This window comes from Methylobacterium gregans, from assembly GCF_022179245.1.
GTDB classification, from domain to species: Bacteria; Pseudomonadota; Alphaproteobacteria; order Rhizobiales; family Beijerinckiaceae; genus Methylobacterium; species Methylobacterium gregans.
Window position 1 is genome coordinate 1 of the sequence record NZ_BPQM01000073.1, and the last position, 15704, is coordinate 15704.

The 15704-nt window shown below is 71.9% G+C and carries 15 protein-coding genes; 8 read left to right on the forward strand and 7 right to left on the reverse strand.

Translation table 11 applies throughout. From position 1 onward, the window contains the following. The first annotated feature begins 19 nt into the window (after nt 1-19). From rpoN to MFF54_RS15425, 5 genes are all read left to right on the forward strand, one after another. The gene (rpoN, locus tag MFF54_RS15405) at nt 20-1552 is read left to right on the forward strand and encodes an RNA polymerase factor sigma-54 (protein ID WP_238303758.1); all 1533 of its coding nucleotides are present in this window, start codon (nt 20-22) and stop codon (nt 1550-1552) included. 106 nt (nt 1553-1658) lie between these two features. Next, nucleotides 1659-2255, forward strand: a complete 597-nt coding sequence (gene hpf / locus MFF54_RS15410; RefSeq protein WP_238303723.1) for a ribosome hibernation-promoting factor, HPF/YfiA family — start codon at nt 1659-1661, stop codon at nt 2253-2255. Between the two features lie 124 nt (nt 2256-2379). Beyond that, nucleotides 2380-2847 carry a PTS IIA-like nitrogen regulatory protein PtsN gene (gene ptsN / locus MFF54_RS15415; RefSeq protein ID WP_238303724.1) on the forward strand — a complete coding sequence of 156 codons (468 nt, stop codon included), beginning with the start codon at nt 2380-2382 and terminating at the stop codon, nt 2845-2847. Next, nucleotides 2844-3173 carry a hypothetical protein gene (locus tag MFF54_RS15420; protein ID WP_238303725.1) on the forward strand — a complete coding sequence of 110 codons (330 nt, stop codon included), beginning with the start codon at nt 2844-2846 and terminating at the stop codon, nt 3171-3173. Before ptsN ends, MFF54_RS15420 begins: the two co-directional genes overlap by 4 nt. 140 nt (nt 3174-3313) lie before the next feature. Beyond that, nucleotides 3314-3808 carry a hypothetical protein gene (locus MFF54_RS15425; RefSeq protein WP_238303726.1) on the forward strand — a complete coding sequence of 165 codons (495 nt, stop codon included), beginning with the start codon at nt 3314-3316 and terminating at the stop codon, nt 3806-3808. A 184-nt stretch (nt 3809-3992) separates the two neighbouring features. On the opposite strand, the gene mdoH is transcribed toward MFF54_RS15425, so the two are convergent. Next, complete coding sequence (gene mdoH, locus MFF54_RS15430) at nt 3993-5864, reverse strand: glucans biosynthesis glucosyltransferase MdoH (RefSeq protein ID WP_238303727.1); 1872 nt, start codon at nt 5862-5864, stop codon at nt 3993-3995. Between the two features lie 348 nt (nt 5865-6212). Between mdoH and MFF54_RS15435 the strand changes: the two genes are divergently transcribed. After that, a complete protein-coding gene (locus MFF54_RS15435; protein WP_238303728.1) occupies nt 6213-7751 on the forward strand; it encodes an OpgD/OpgG family glucan biosynthesis protein in 1539 nt (512 codons plus the stop codon). Nucleotides 7752-7860: 109 nt separating this feature from the next. Here the strand turns inward: MFF54_RS15435 and MFF54_RS15440 are convergent, their stop codons facing one another. Both MFF54_RS15440 and MFF54_RS15445 read right to left on the reverse strand, forming a co-directional pair. Next, on the reverse strand, nt 7861-8040 hold the full coding sequence (locus MFF54_RS15440) for a hypothetical protein (RefSeq protein ID WP_238303729.1): 180 nt from the start codon (nt 8038-8040) through the stop codon (nt 7861-7863). Nucleotides 8041-8220: 180 nt separating this feature from the next. Continuing rightward, entirely contained in the window at nt 8221-9015 is a 795-nt protein-coding gene (locus tag MFF54_RS15445) for a GntR family transcriptional regulator (RefSeq protein WP_370880163.1), read from the reverse strand. A 37-nt stretch (nt 9016-9052) separates the two neighbouring features. Here MFF54_RS15445 and MFF54_RS15450 point away from each other — a divergent pair, with 37 nt between their 5' ends. After that, nucleotides 9053-10063: a PfkB family carbohydrate kinase gene (locus tag MFF54_RS15450; protein WP_238303730.1), complete on the forward strand. Its 1011-nt coding sequence runs from the start codon at nt 9053-9055 to the stop codon at nt 10061-10063. Here the strand turns inward: MFF54_RS15450 and MFF54_RS15455 are convergent. The 4 genes from MFF54_RS15455 to MFF54_RS15470 form a co-directional block, all read right to left on the reverse strand. Next, entirely contained in the window at nt 10046-10681 is a 636-nt protein-coding gene (locus MFF54_RS15455) for a LysE family transporter (protein WP_238303731.1), read from the reverse strand. The genes MFF54_RS15450 and MFF54_RS15455 overlap by 18 nt on opposite strands. 280 nt (nt 10682-10961) lie before the next feature. Then, a complete protein-coding gene (locus MFF54_RS15460) occupies nt 10962-11255 on the reverse strand; it encodes a hypothetical protein (RefSeq protein ID WP_238303732.1) in 294 nt (97 codons plus the stop codon). Beyond that, complete coding sequence (gene zwf / locus MFF54_RS15465; protein ID WP_238303733.1) at nt 11252-12724, reverse strand: glucose-6-phosphate dehydrogenase; 1473 nt, start codon at nt 12722-12724, stop codon at nt 11252-11254. Before zwf ends, MFF54_RS15460 begins: the two co-directional genes overlap by 4 nt. 137 nt (nt 12725-12861) lie before the next feature. After that, nucleotides 12862-13701: an SDR family NAD(P)-dependent oxidoreductase gene (locus tag MFF54_RS15470; protein ID WP_238303734.1), complete on the reverse strand. Its 840-nt coding sequence runs from the start codon at nt 13699-13701 to the stop codon at nt 12862-12864. A gap of 218 nt (nt 13702-13919) precedes the next feature. Between MFF54_RS15470 and MFF54_RS15475 the strand changes: the two genes are divergently transcribed. Then, nucleotides 13920-15701 (forward strand): L,D-transpeptidase family protein, encoded by a 1782-nt coding sequence (locus tag MFF54_RS15475; protein ID WP_238303735.1) that lies wholly within the window; start codon nt 13920-13922, stop codon nt 15699-15701. Nucleotides 15702-15704: the final 3 nt, after the last annotated feature.

Here is a 15704-nt window from a genome sequence, read left to right on the forward strand (position 1 = left end):
GTGGCGTCATCACCAGGGCTTGGCCCTGGTGATGACGCCACAGCTTCTGCAGGCGATCAAGCTGCTCCAGCTCTCGCAGCTCGATCTCGCCGCCTATGTGGAGACCGAGCTGGAGCGGAATCCGCTTCTGGAACGCGCCGAGACCAGTCCTGCCGAGGGGGCATCCGCCGAGGCCGCCGAGCCTGCTTTCGAGGTGCGCGAGGATTTCGCAGGGGCCGAGGAGGCGTGGTCTGCGCCGGAGCTCGATCCGTCCCGCGGCGAGATCGAGGCCGGCTTCGAGACGCGCCTGGAGAACGTCTTCCCGGACGACGCGCCGGCCGAATCCCGGGCGGAGGGGCAGGCCGGCGATATGCTGGCGCTGACGCCCGCGCCCTACGGCAGCACTGGCGGCAGCTTCGACGCGGAGGCGCCGGATTTCGAGGCGAGCCTGACCGCGGAGACGTCGCTGCGCGAGCATCTGTCCGGCCAGCTCGAACTCGCCACCCGCGATCCCGTCGATCGCCTGATCGGCGGCTTCCTCATCGACGCGATCGACGATGCCGGCTACCTGCGCGAGTCGATCGAGACCGTGGCCGAGCGTCTGGGCGCCGCCCTCGACCGGGTGTCGGGGGTGCTCCGGCTGATCCAGGGCTTCGAGCCCTCGGGTGTCGGCGCCCGCGACCTCGCCGAGTGCCTTGCGATCCAGCTGCGCGAGCAGGACCGCTTCGACCCGGCCATGCAGGCGCTGGTCTCGCGCCTCGACCTCGTGGCCAAGCGCGATTTCGCCGCGCTCCGCCGCCTCTGCGGGGTGGACGACGAGGATCTGGTCGAGATGCTGGGCGAGATCCGCCGCCTCGACCCGAAGCCCGGCCGGGCCTTCGGCGCCAGCGCCGTGGAGGTGCTGATCCCCGACGTGTTCGTGCGCGCGGCACCCGACGGCTCCTGGCTGGTCGAGCTCAACGGCGAGACCCTGCCGCGGGTACTGGTCAACCAGAGCTACTACGCCCGCGTGGCGCGCGGGTCCGCGAGCGACACCGACAAGGCCTTCCTCTCCGACTGCCTGCAGACCGCGAACTGGCTCACCCGCAGCCTGGAGCAGCGTGCCCGCACCATCCTGAAGGTCGCCACCGAGATCGTGCGCCAGCAGGACGGCTTCTTCCTGCACGGCGTCACGCATCTCCGCCCGCTCAACCTGAAGACGGTGGCCGAGGCGATCGGCATGCACGAGTCGACCGTCTCGCGCGTCACCTCCAACAAGGCGATCGGCACGAGCCGGGGCACGCTGGAGATGAAGTATTTCTTCACCGCGGCGATCCCGGGTGCGGCGGGCGCGGCCGCCCATTCCTCCGAGGCCGTGCGCTACCGGATCAAGCAGCTCGTCGACGGCGAGACCCCGAGCGACGTGCTCTCCGACGACGCGCTGGTGCAGAAGCTCCGAAGCGAAGGCGTCGACATCGCTCGGCGCACGGTTGCCAAGTACCGGGAATCCCTGCGGATTCCCTCATCGATCGAGCGCCGCCGCTCCCATTACGGCCATGGGGGCGCCCCGGCCGGCGCGGTCGCGTTACGCTGAGACGCCTCTGCCGACCCCTCTGCCCAGGCGCGGTCCGGGCCTCCGTTGACTTCCGACGAGCCGGCTTCTTAACTCTCCGGCCACACTTGTTCTGAGCGGAGGAAACATGGGGGCGTTGCGCGTCACGGGCCACGGCCTGGACCTCGGGGAAGCACTGCGCGGGCGCGTCGAAGATCGGATGGCGGCGACGCTTTCGAAGTACCTCGACAGCCATATGAGCGGCACCTGCACGGGCCACGTCACCCTCCGCCGCGATGGCACCGCCTACCGCACGGACTGCGTCATCCACCTCGTCTCAGGCCTGACCCTGGAGGCGACCAGCGCCGCCCATGACCCACGCGCGAGCTTCGAGCAGACGGCCGACCGGCTGGAGAAGCGCCTGCGCCGCTACAAGCACCGCCTGAAGGACCACGCGGCGGCCGAGACCAACGGTGCCGTCGAGGCGGCCTACGCGGTCTTCGCGGCGCCCGTGGACGAGGAGCCCGAGGAACTGCCTGAGGACGACGGGGCCGAGCACCCGCCGATCGTGGCCGAGAGCACCCGGACCCTCAAGCGCCACTCGGTCAGCGAGGCGGTGACCGCCCTCGATCTCACGGGCGCCCCCGTCATCGTCTTCGTCCACGCTGGCACCGGCCGCATCAACGTCGTATATCGGCGCAGCGACGGCGCGATCGGCTGGGTCGATCCGCCCGAGGCTGCCTGAGGCACCGGTACGAAGCCGGAACCGCCGATCGGGCCGTTGATTAAGAGTGAGGGGTCGGCCAGTCCGGCCCCCGGTGTCGGTCCAGGGTCCCTCCGGATCCGGCCAGAGGGGCAACGGTCCTGCCATGCCAATCCTGGAATTCCTCGATCCGGATTCCGTGGTGCCGGCCCTGCGCGCCCGTGCCAAGAAGCAGGTTCTGCAGGAACTGAGCGCGCAGGCTGCCCGACGCCTGCCGGGCCTCGACGAGCGCGAGGTGTTCGAGACCCTGCTCCAGCGCGAGCGGCTGGGTTCGACCGGCATCGGCGACGGCGTCGCGATCCCGCACGGCAAGCTGCCGGGCTTCGACCGGCTGTTCGGCCTCGTGGCGCGACTGGAGAAGCCCGTGGATTTCGAGGCGCTCGACGGCCAGCCTGTCGACATCGCCTTCCTGCTGCTTGCCCCCGAGGGAGCGGGCGCCGACCACCTGAAGGCGCTGGCCCAGGTCGCCCGCGTCCTGCGCGAGCCCGGCATCCTGGAGCGCATCCGCGCCGCCCGGGACGCCAGCGCCCTCTACGCCCTGCTCACCCACACCCCGGCACCCCAGGCGGCATGACCCGTCCCCTCCTTCTCGCCACCCTGGGGCTCGCCCTGATCCCGGTGGGCGCGCGCGCGCAGAGCGCGGCGGACGGCACCTGCCCGCGCGACGTGCTGGTCGCCCAGTCGATGCAGCGTCAGGCCATCGACCAGCTGGAGCAGGCGGACGGCGACGAGGCCAAGAACTGCCGGATCTGGCGCCGCCACGTCGACACGATGCGGCGCGTCGCCAGCGTCTACGGGCGCTGCCTGTCAGGCTCGGAACGCAACGAGCGGCTCGCTCAGGTCCAGGGTTCGGAGCGGGAATTCGCCACCGCCATCAAGGCCCGCTGCCGCGGCAGCTAGGCGGAGACGACGCGCCGGCCGGGGCACGGACGACGGAAATTCGAGCTGCCACGGCGACGAACCGACGCCTTGAGCGTTGTGCCGGCAAGACGCGCCCGGCTTCCGCACCGGGCCCTAACCCCGTGCCGGAGTGCCTTACCATGAAACCGTTCCGCTCCGCCCTGACGGGCGCCGCCGCCCTGGCGCTCCTCGGCTGCCTCACGGGCGCGGCCCGCGCCGACGCGGTCCCGAACCTCGACATCGAGAAGACCTGCAAGAGCGCCGGACGCGTCGATATCGGCTCCAGCGCCACGGAAGAGGAGAGCCGCAACGGCTGCCTCCGCTCGGAACGCGAGGCCAGGAAGGAGGCCGAGCGCCGCTGGAGCAACTACACGCCGGCCGCGAAGAAGCAGTGCCAGAGCCAGTTCCAGGCAGGCGGCTACCCGTCCTACGTCGAGATGGTGACTTGCCTCGAACTCGCGAGCGGCACGGTGCCGACGCAGACCGGCGCCGCCGGCACCGCGGTCGGCGGGCCCGGCTCGGCCAAGGGCCAGACGCAGGCCCCACAGGAGCGCAAGCAGGGCACCAGCACGCTCACGCAGGAGCCGGCGCCGAGCGAGCGGACGAACCCGATCCAGGTGCTGGAGCGGAAGTAGCGACCCGCTGTCTCGGATTCCAAAGGTCGAGACCTTTGGCGGGTGCAGGGCAGAGCCCTGCATTTGGGATCGCCGACCCGGCAGAGCCGGGACGATCATCTCAACCCGGGCTGCGCGCCCCGGACACCGCCTGCAGCGCCTTCAGGCGCCGAAAGGGTGTGACACCTTGGGGATCCGCGTGACCTCAGGCCTCGTCGGCTGCCAGCAGGACGGCCGCTTGCGGCTCGCGGTGGGCCGCCTTGGCTGGGGCCGGCAGCGCGCGGGTCTGGTGCAGCTCGGCGAGTTCCGAGGCCTGGGCGGTGTCGTCCGCGGTAAGGAACAGGCCGCGCAGGCGCGTGAGCCGGCCGAGTTCGGCGCTGCTCGTCAGCACGCTCTGGGCCGGGCTGGTGATCAGCGCCAGCGCCAGCGGCGCCATCCAGAGGGCGAGGACGGGATCGCCCGCGAGCACGAGGCCCAGCGCCAGCACGGCACCGAGCACAACCGCGTCCGCCTGGAGACGGAACGCCTCCGTCCAGGGCACCCGGCGGTCGTCGCGCACCTGCGCGTCCCAGCGCACCACCCGGCCGAAGAAGGTCGAGACCACGGCGCCCGCGGTGAACAGGGTCATCACCGGCCAGAGCACAACCCAGACCAGCTGCTCCAGCGCGGCGCTGACGAGCAGGCTGCGGGTGCCGCCGAAAGCCGCGCGGCGCTCGGGAGAGACCAGCACGTGACCGAGGCTGAGGAGCTTCGGCAGGGCGAGCACCGCGACGGTCAGCGCCGCCAGCGCGTGGGCGGCCGCGCCCGTACCGGTCAGCCCGTAGCCGAGCAGGCCGAGATCGCCGGTGCGCGCCGCCTGCCACGTGCCGAGCCCCAGGAAGGCGATCCAGAGCGGCAGCATCAGGTAGGAGAGGATGCCGACCGCGAGGTGCCAGCGGCTCGCCGCGCGGAGGCCCTTCCACGGCAGCACCGAGAGGTGCTGCAGGTTGCCCTGGCACCAGCGGCGCTCGCGCCCGAGCAGGTCGACGAGGTTCGTCGGCATCTCCTCCCAGGTTCCGCCCATTTCGGGGACGAGGCGGACCTCCCAGCCGGCGCGGCGCAGCAGCGCGCCCTCGACGATGTCGTGGCAGAGGATCTCGCCGCCGAGCGGGGCCTTGCCCGGGAGCACCGGCAGGGCCGCGTTGCTGGCGAAGGCCTCGATGCGCAGGATCGCGTTGTGGCCCCAGTAGCTGCCGTCCGGTCCCTGCCACGTCTCCAGGCAGCGGAGCGCCAGGGGCGCGTAGAGCCGCACGGCGAATTGCTGGACGCGGGCGAACAGCGTGTCGCGCCCGGCCGCGTAGGAGACCGTCTGAATCAGGCCGACGCGCGGGTTCTCCTCCATCAGCCCGACGAGGCGGCGCATGGCGGCGCCGGTCATCAGGCTGTCGGCGTCGAGCACGATCATGAAGTCGTACGCGTGCCCGTAGGTCTCGCAGAACTCGCCGATATTGCCGGCCTTCCGCCCGACATTCTCGGTGCGGCGGCGGTAGCGGATCAGCGGCAGGCCGGGGCCGGCGCTCTCGCGCCACGCCTGGATGCGGGCGAATTCGTGCTCCTCCACGGCCGCGATGGCGCCGTCGCGGGTGTCCGACAGAACGAAGAGGTCGATGTCCTCGGCGCCCGCGCGGGCGAGCGAGCGGGCCATGACGCGAAGTGCGGCGAAGACCGCGACCGCGTCCTCCGCGTGGATCGCCACGACCGCCGCCGTGCGGCTGCGACCGCTCGGGGCGGGTACCGGCCCGTCCGAGCGCCGTTCCAGCGCCGACTTGGCCCGGTCCCCGAAGCCGGCAGCGATCAGGCCGTAGAGGTACTGCCAGGCGGTGAAGGACTGCCACGCCATCAGCACGCAGAACAGGCCGAGCACGAGGGCGCCGAGCCAGCCCGTGATCGGGTAGGCGGCGGCTGCGAGCGCCGCGATCGTGCCCCCGGTGGCGAGCGCGGGCAGCGCCAGGGCGAGGCGGCGGCGCAGCAGGACGGCGGATGCCCGCCGCCGCTTACCGTCGCGGGGGACCTTGCCGCCCGGGGTTCCGGACTCCACCTGCCAAGCTTCCGTCGCCGCGTAAGGGCGGTCTGCACGGAGGTCGCCCGCGCGCGGCGCGTCGAGTGTCTCATGCGGCAACGGGGTGGTGAGCATGGCGGGTGACACTCGGACGAGAGGGCGACACGGCCGCCATCGGGGACCGCGGAGAACGTGATGAGCGAGGACGCCTTCGAACGTGGCGAAGGGCAGGGGCCGGAGCGGCGGGACAGGCCGCTGCCGGACGATTCACGTTCCCCCTCCCGCCGCTCCGTTCTTCGGACGGCCGCGACCGCTGCTGCCGGTGCGATCTTTCCTAGCGCCATCGACCTGAATGCCGCCAGAACGATGGCACAGGAGGCGGGGCCGATGACGTTCGAGGGCGTCGTGGCCGAGGCGCAACGTCTCGCCGCCGCCCCCTACGCGGCTCCCGCGGACGATCTGCCGCCCGCGCTCGCCGCGCTCAGCTACGACGGCTACCGCCGCATCGTCTTCCGGCCGGCGGAGGCGCTGCGCCTCGGGCGCAACTTCAGCGCGCAGCTCTTCCACCGCGGCTTCCTGCAGAAGAAGCGCGTCCGGCTCTTCGTACAGTCGCGGGGCGGGGCGCCGCGTCCTGTAGCCTACGACCAGCGCCTGTTCGATCTGGGCAAGGATCTGGCCGGCCAGAACTTCGCACCCGAACTCGGCTTCGCGGGCTTCCGCCTGCACTACGCCTTCTCGGACGCTCCGAAGAACCGGCCGCCCGGCTTCCAGGAGGAGTTCCTGGTCTTTCTCGGTGCTGCGTATTTCCGACTGCGCGGGGACGGGCAGGAATACGGGCTCTCGGCCCGCGGGCTCGCCATCGGCACGGGCGCGCCGGAGGGCGAGGAATTCCCGGATTTCGTCGCCCACTGGATCTGCGAGCCGGAGCCCGAAGCGCGGACCCTCACGGTATTGTCGCTGCTCGACTCGCCAAGCGTGGCCGGTGCCTACCGCTTCGACATCGCGCCGGGCGACCCCTCGCGGATGACGGTGACGGTCTCGCTGCACCCCCGCCGCCGGCTCGACAAGGTCGGGCTCGCCCCCCTCACCAGCATGTTCCTGCACGGGGAGAGCGGACCGGGCGCCCGCAATGCCCAACCCTTCGACGATTTCCGCCCTGAGGTGCACGACTCGGACGGGCTGGTGGTCCTGACCGAGGCGGACCGGCTCTGGCGACCCCTGGTGAACGGCCGGCCGGCCCCGCAGATCTCCGCCTTCCGGGCCGCGCCGCTGCGGGGCTTCGGCCTGATGCAGCGGGAGCGGAGTTTTGCCGCCTATCTCGACGTCGAAGCCCGGCACGAGGCTCGGCCCGGCCACTGGATCGAGCCGCTGACGGACGAGAAGCGGCCCGAGATGGTGGCGGCCGGCGCATCAACGCGGCCGGGCGCCTTCGCGGACGGGGCGGTGCAGCTCTTCGAGATCCCCTCGCGCGAGGAGTACATGGACAACATCGTGGCGGCCTTCGTGCCGGCCGCGCCTTTGGAAGCCGGCAAACCTCTGCGCCTCGCCTACCAATTGACCACGGTCGGCGCGGAACCGACCGAAGCGCTGCCCGGCACGCTCGCGCGCGTGGTCTCGACCCGCGTCGGTTCCGCCGAACGCCTGCGCCCGACCGAGCCCCCGAACCCGCAGCGACGACTCTACGCCATCGATTTCGAGGGGCCGAACCTGCCGAAGGACCACGACGAGAGCGTCCTGGCCGTCGTCTCGGCGAGCGCCGGCGAGATGGTGGAACCGGTGGCCGGGCCCGTGCCGCAGACCGGCGGCTGGCGCATCTACGTGGAGTGGCGCCCCCCTGCCCCGCTGCCGCCCGGCGACGTGATCCTGCGGGCGCATCTGGAGCGGGACGGCCGCCGGATCAGCGAGACCTGGGACGCCCCGGCCTGAGCGGGATCAGCCCGCGCGGATCGACGGCCTTACCGGCGCGCGCCTCGTCCGGCGCTCAGGGCCGCGGTTCCCGTGTGGCCTTTCGGCCCGTGCGGGAGAGCGCTCCCGCTCACCCCGCCCGGCGCTCGCGCTCCAGGCGCTTGCGCAGGCGCGTGACGCCGTGGATCTCGCCGAGATGGCGGCGGGCGGCGTGCGTGGCGGGCGCCTCGCGCTCGGCGCGGACGGTGGCGATCGCCTGCAGGGCCGCGGCGACCGACAATTGCAGGCGGATGGCGTCGAACTCGGACATGGATGCCCCGAACCCCTTCGGCTCCTGGCGGAGCGCCTTTGGCCCCTGACGGGGCGACGGCTCCTTGCGGAGTCTCGTCTGCGGAGCATCCGGGGGACGCATGTCCGCAACATGGAGAGGGCCGGGCCGGATTCCGGCAGCTTGGCCGTAAGCGCCCGAGCGCGCCTCAGCCGCGGGGGTTCAGGCCCGGAGCGTCAGCCGGTAGCGATACATGTCGCCGCGGAACAGGCCCTCGACGTACTCGATCATCATGGCGTCCGCGGTGAAGCTGCAGCGCTTGATCAGCAGGCAGGGCGCGGGCCCCTCGAAGTCGAAGATCGCGCATTCCTCGGCGGTGGGCATCGTGGCCTCCACGGTCTGGTCGCAGCGCACCAGGCGGGTGCCGGCATGCTCGGCCAGGAAGGCGTAGACGGAGCCCGTGAGGTCACCGTGCTCGAGGGCCGGCGCGGCGCCCAGATTGTACCACGCCACCTCCCGCGACATCGGGATCTCGTCGCCGTAGCGGATACGGGTCAGGCGCAGGAACGGCGCGTTCGCGGGAAGGCCGAAGATCGAGGAAATCGAGCGATCCTGCACGACTATGCGATCCAGGATGCGCGTGCTGGGGATCTTGCCGAGTTCCCGCATCTCTTCGGTGAAGCCCTTGAGCCGGTCCATGCCGGGCTGCACCTGGTCCGGCCGCGTGCGGACGAGGAAACCGCGACGACCCTGCGAATCGAGGAGCTTGCGCTGGCGCAGGGCCGCGTAGGCCCGCTGGACCGTGACGCGGCTGACACCCAGACTCTCGGCGAGCTGGCGCTCCGCCGGCAGCACGGATCCAGGCGGCAGCAGGCCGGAGGTGATCAGGTCGTAGATCTGCTCCTCCACCTGCTGGTAGAGAGGCATCGCGGTGTCGCCGCGCAGGCGCACGAGCGACATCAGCGAGGGACGTTCGGCGAGTCCGGCCCGCGCGGCGCCCGAATCGTCGGACGCCACACCGGGGTCTGGCTCGGTCCGGGGCGGCTTCGGTATCGTGCGAGTCACCCCGTTCACCGTGGTCGACGCAGGCGAGGCATCGATGCAGGTCTTCGTCGTCGGAAGTTTCGTCGTCGCCTGTACCGTCAAGGTAGCACGCCTTCCGCGACCCGGCGAATCGCTGGATGCCGCCGATTTCCTCTCGGAGCCCGGTGGCAAGGGCTTCAATCTCGCGGTCGCGGCACAGCGGCTCGGCGCGGCGGTCGACGGAGCCTTCGTGGTCGGCGAGGACGCCTTCGCGGACGTCGCGGCGGCGGCCTTCCGGCGCCAGGGCTTCCCCGCGGGGATGCTGGCGCGGCGGCCGGGCTCGACCGGCGGCGGGGTCGGCTTCGTCGACCGGGCCGGCGAGAACTGCCTAGCGGTCAGCCTCGGGGCGAACCTGAGCCTCGCCCCGGAGGATCTCGACGCCGCCGCTCTGGCGCGCGCGGATCTCGTCATGGCGACCTTCGAATCGCCCGACGCGCCGATCCGCGCCGCCTTCGCGCAGGCGCGGGCGCGAGGGGTCGAGACGCTGCTCAACGCATCGCCCGCGCGGCCGATCGATCCTGCGATCCTCGCCCGGACCCGGACCCTCCTGGTGAATGAGGTCGAGGCGGCCGATCTCGGTCTCCTCGACGGCGACGGCCGCGCGGAGCCGCGGGCGATCGAGGCGCTGCTCGGCGCCGGGCCCGAATGCCTCGTGGTCACGAGGGGCGCGGCGGGCGCGTTCGCCTACGGCGGCGCCGGGCCGCAGGTCCAATCGGCCTTCGCGGTGCCCGTAGTCGATACGATCGGGGCGGGCGACGCCTTCGCGGCCGGCTTCGCGGTGAGCCGGCTCGGGGGCTGTACGCCCGCGGAGGCGCTGCGCCGCGCAGCCGCCTGCGGGGCGATCACCGTCGGCCGCTTCGGGGCTCTCGACGCCTTTCCGACCGCGACGGAGCTCGATCGGTTCCTGCGCGAGAGAACCGACGACGGTGGTGGGAACGATGCCGCTGCCAGCGTCCCGCAGGCGTCACGGGAGCGCCCGTAGGGCAGTCAGGAGGGCGGTCGCACCGAGTGCCAGGGCGGCGCAGCGGTTGATCCGGTCGAGGATGGCGCCGCGCAGCCTCCCGCGCAGGACCGAGACCGCGCCGCACAGCACCAGCCACCACAGGACGGCGCCGCAGAACTGCCCGAGGACCACGACCGGTGCGTGCCGGGTCGCCTCCGGGCCGATGAGCGCCGGGACCGCGGCGGCGAGGAGCGCGAGCGTCAGCGGGTTGGCGAGGCCGAGGGCGAGCGCTTCGAGGAAGCAATTCCGCAGGCCGTTGGCCGCCCGCCCCGCCATGTCGGCCTGCAGGGCGTTGCTCCGGCGCAGCAGCCGGAACGCGAAGAATGCCAGCAGGGCCGCCGAGAGCAGGTGGACGAGGCCGAGTCCGAACCCCTTCTCCAGCTGCCCGAGCGTGTCGGCTCCCAGAACGGCCGCGGGGCCGAGGATGACCGCGGCTCCGTAGCTGGCCTGCACGGTGGCGGCACCGAACCCCGTCACGAGGCCGGCGGCGAGGCCGCCCGCCAGCGTCCGCTGGATGCACAGCACGCCCATCGGGCCGATCGGGACGGCGACCGCCAATCCGAGGCCGAGCCCGGCCTGGAACATCGCAACAGTCATTGAAGACCTCGCGGCGACGGCCGGCGCGCGCGGTCTCCGGCAGACCCTGCGGGTGTGAAACGCGCGCGATCGTGCGCGCCGCAGAGGTCTGCGCCGGGTGCCATGGAACCGTCCCGCCAGGAACCGATGATCGAATCGGAATGGCGTGACTTTGGACTAAGTTTGGTCTGCAATCAATCGCATGTCGCGCGTGCGGGCCACTACCTGCTCGCGGCGGGCCGGGCGCGTCTCAGGCGATCGATGGAAGGAACAGATGGCGGGTAGGGCGATCCCAGCGGGCTCAGGGCCCGTCGCGGCCTTCCGTGAAAGGGTCGACGCAGCGGTAGCCGATGAAGCAGTTCGGCACGTCCCGCGTCCGCTCGTAGTCCGGCTGGGTCGATTTCTCGACCACGCAGAAGCCGATGTCGCGAACCGCGCGCGTGTAGGTGGCGGGACCCGTGGTGACCACGATGGCGCCGGCCCGCGCGACGAGGGCCTGCGCGTCGGCGCAGGTCATCGCGGTCACGTCCGGGCGCGGCTGGGCCGCGGCCGGTCCCACCGCGAGGCAGAGGAGTCCGAGCGCGAGCCGTCTCATCGCAGTTCCTCGTGCCAGGTGCGGCCGTCGCGCTCGATCAGCGCGATGGCGGCGGTGGGCCCCCAGGTGCCGGCCGGGTAGGGACGCGGCGCCTCGGGCCGGTCGGACCAGGCCTTGAGCACGCCGTCGGCCCAGGCCCAGGCGGCCTCGACCTCGTCGCGGCGCATGAACAGGGTGGCGTTGCCGCGCACCACGTCCATCAGCAGGCGCTCGTAGGCGTCGGGATAGCGCTGCTTGAAGGTCTCCTCGAAGGAGATGTCGAGGTTGGTCGGCCGCAGGCGCATGCCGCCGGGCCCCGGATCCTTCGTCATCACCTCGAGCTTCATGCCCTCTTCGGGCTGGAGGCGGATGACGAGGCGGTTCGGCTCGCGCCCGAAGGATTCCTCGGGGAAGATCGAGAAGGGCGAGGCGCGGAACTGCACCACGATCTCGGAGAGCTTCTGGGGCATGCGCTTGCCGGTGCGCAGGTAGAACGGCACGCCCGCCCAGCGCCAGGACTGCACCTCGACCTTCATGGCCACGAAGGTCTCGGTCCGGCTCGGGCCTTCGAGCTCGGTGGCGTAGCTCTCGACCGGCTTCCCGTTGACGGCGCCCGCGCTGTACTGGCCCCGCACGGTGACTTGCTGCACGTCGTTCGGCGTGATGGGCTTGAGGGCGCGCAGCACCTTCAGCTTCTCGTCGCGCACCGCGTTGGCCTCGAGGTTGAGCGGACTCTCCATCGCGGTGAGGCAGAGGAGCTGCAGCAGGTGGTTCTGCAGCATGTCGCGCAGCGCGCCCGACTTGTCGTAGTAGCCAGCCCGGCCCTCGACGCCCACCGTCTCGGCGACCGTGATCTGGACGTGGTCGATCACGTCCGCGGTCCAGAGCCGCTCGAAGATCGTGTTGGCGAAGCGCAGCGCCAGCAGGTTCTGGACGGTCTCCTTCCCCAGATAGTGGTCGATCCGGTAGATCTGCGTCTCGGGGAAGACCTCGCCGACCGCGTCGTTGATGGCGCGGGCGGACTTCAGGTCCTTGCCGATCGGCTTCTCCAGCACGACGCGGGACCGCTCCCCGATCAGCCCGTGGCTCGCGAGGTTGCGGCAGATCGGGCCGTAGAGGTCGGGCGAGGTGGCGAGGTAGTAGGGCCGCACCTGCTCGGGGCGCTCATTCAGCTTGGCGGTGAGCTCGGCCCAGCCCTCCTCGCCCGCGCCGTCGATCATCACGTAGTCGAGATGATCGATGAAGGCGTCGAGCGCGCCATCGCGGATGTCCTGGGGCGGCACGAAGCGCTTGACCGCGTCGCGGGCGCGCTCGCGGAACTCCTCGGCGGTGATGTCGGTGCGCGAGGCGCCGATGATGCGGCTGGTGCCGGGGATCTGCCCGTCCTGGAAGCGGTAGAACAGGGCCGGCAGGAGCTTGCGGGTCGTCAGGTCGCCGGTGGCGCCGAACACGACGCAGTCGAAGGAGGCGACGGGGATGATGGTGGCCAAGGGCGGCTCCCGTGTGCTGACGGCCTCTGGGGGGTCTTGCGAGGACGCTGGCGCGCCCGGCATGCCGGACGACTCTCGCGGCTTATACGCCTTAGCAAGCCCTTCGCCAGAGTCAGGCCTTCGGCAGAGAGATAGCGTCAGCGCTCCCTATGCGCCCGGAACGCCGCGGCATAATTCGGGTGCCAGCGCGAAAGGGCGGGACGGTTCTCGAGGATGTCGCCGGCCGCCCAGGCGATACGGGCTCGGTCCTGCTCGGTCGTGGTCTCGTTGTCCGGGCAGAGGATGTAGAAGTCGCCGGCCTCCAGCCGCTCCAGCAGGAAGGCCACCGTCTCCTCCGGCGTCCAGGCGCCCGCGGGCTTCTCCGTCACCCCGTGCGCCCGGGTGAGGCCCGTATAGACAAAGCCCGGGATCAGCAGGTGAGCGCTGGTGAGGCAGCCCGCCTGCCCGCGCAGCTCATGGGCCAGCGCCTCGGCCACCACCTTCACGCCCGCCTTCGAGACGTTGTAGGGCGTGTTGCCGGGTGGCGTGGTGATACCCTGCTTCGAGCCGGTGACGATGACCGCCCCCGGCTGGCCGCCAGCCATCATGCCGGGGGCGAAGGCCTGCACGCCGTTGATCACGCCCCAGAGATTCGTGTCGAGGATGCGGGTCCACGTCTCCGTGTCCGAGAACAGCCGGCCCTCCGCCTCGATGCCGGCATTCAGCATCACGATCGCGGGCGGGCCGGAGCGCGCCGCCGCGTCGCGCAGGGCCTCCACCGCCTCGCGGCGCCGGACATCGGTGGGCACCGCCCGCACCTCGACGGCGGCGAGCGCGGCGACCTCGGCGCGGGCCGCTTCCAGCGCCTCGCCCGGCAGGTCGGCGAGCCAGACGTTCATGCCGGCCTGCGCGAAGGCCTTCGCGGCGGCGAGCCCGATGCCACTCGCGGCACCCGTCACCACCGCGGCGCGGCCGGGGCTGATCGCGGGATGGGGCATCGTGGAGTCTCCGGGGCGGCTTTTTGACACTACGCCCGCCCGCATTCCCCCTTTTCCTCTGCGGGAAGAAGAGCGCGGTGGTCGTTCGCAAAGGGTGGGGCGCCGCCCGGCCTTGTCGAGTGAGACAGATGCGTGGGGGCGGGCAGAGCGGATTGGTAACCATCCGGCGCCATGATCCGTCCCGTCCGCGAGTGGGCATCTCGACCGGAGTCACGCGTATGGTCCCGACGTCCGCTTGCGCACGCGCCGCCGCGGCGCCGCTCGCGCTTCTCATCGCGCTCGGCCCGGCGGCGGCGCAGAGCCTGCCGACCGAACCGGCAGCGCAGGTGCAGGCCGCCCCGATCCCGGCGCAAGCCGCCCCGCAAGCCACTGCGCCCCTCGCGGTGCCTGTGCAGGTCGCGCCCGCCGCGGCCCAGAAGGAGTCCGAGGCCGCGCCGCGCAAAGCGGACGCTCCGGCGCGGAAGGCGGAGCCCGCCGCGCCGAAGCCCGCGGAGGCTCAAGCTAAGGACACGGCTCAGAAGGACACGGCTCAGAAGGACGCGGCTCAGAAGGACGCGGCCCAGAAGGAGGCACCGCAGCGGAAGAAGGAGCCCACGCCCCTCGTCTACGCCCGGGTCTCGAGCGATCCGACGCCGACGCTCAACCCGCGCACCTTCCTCGACACGCTGCGCGCCGCCGAGCAGTACCAGGCCTACGCGGAAGCCGGCGGCTGGGAGCCGCTGCCGACGGACCTCGTGCTCAAACCCGGCGCGAGCCACCCGGCGGTGCCGTCGCTACGCCACCACCTCACCCTGACCGGCGATCTGCCAGCCGACGCGCCGCCGAGCGACCGGCTCGATCCGCCGCTCGTCGCGGCCATCACGGCCTTCCAGGCCCGCCACGGCCTGCCGGAGACGGGGCTGCTCGGCCGCCAGACCCTCGCGGCGCTGAACGTGCCGGCGAGCACCCGCCAGCGCCAGCTCGCGGCCTCGGCCCAGCGCCTGATGGGCTCGAACTTCCCCTTCGGCGAGCGCTACGTGGTGGTGAACATCCCGTCCGCCGTGGTCGAAGCGGTGGAGAGGGGCCAGGTCGCCCGCCGCTACGTCGCGGTGGTCGGCAGCCCCGACAAGGCGACGCCTCCGGTCGAGACCCGCATCACCGACGTGAACTTCAACCCGACTTGGACCGTGCCGATCTCGGTGGTGAAGAACGAGATCATCCCGAAGATGCGCAAGGAGCCCGGCTACCTCGCCAAGAACCACATCCGCATCCTCGGCCCCGGCGGCGTCGAGGTCGATCCGACCACGCTCGACTGGACCACCAACAAGGCGGCCAACTACACGCTGCGGCAGGATCCGGGCTTCGACAACTCGCTCGGCCAGGTGCGGATCGACATGCCGAACCGCCACGCGGTCTACATGCACGACACGCCCTCGAAGTCGCTGTTCGGCCGCTCCGTGCGCTTCCACAGCCACGGCTGCGTCCGCGTCGGACAGGTGAAGGAGTTCGTCGGCTGGCTGCTCCAGGGCACCGAGGGGCCGAACGGGCCGGGCTCGTCCTGGGGGCCGATCGAGATCGAGACCGGCATCGCGGACGGCGAGCGGCGGGACATCAAGCTGCCGAAGCCCGTGCCGGTCACCTTCGTCTATCTGACGGGCTACGCCACGCCGGACGGCCGCGTGCACTTCCGCGACGACATCTACGGCCTCGATGTGCCGGGGGCACCGGCTGACGCGGGCAAGGCCGCCAGCGCCGCAAAGCCTGCCGACGCGGCCAGGCCTGCGGACCCCGCCAAGTCTGCCGACACGAGGAAGTCCGCCGACACGACGAAGCCTGCCGATGCGGCCAAGCCCGCCCAGGCGGCCAAGCCCGTTCCGGCGCGGCCCGCCGCGGCCGGGGTTCGACCGGCGGAGTCGCGGCCGGTCGAGCCCGCAACGACCGGCTCGATCCGTCCGGCCGCGCCGCGGAGCCCGAAGCCCACGATGCTGCTGCCGCCGGGTCTGGTCGGGTCGACAAACTGACGC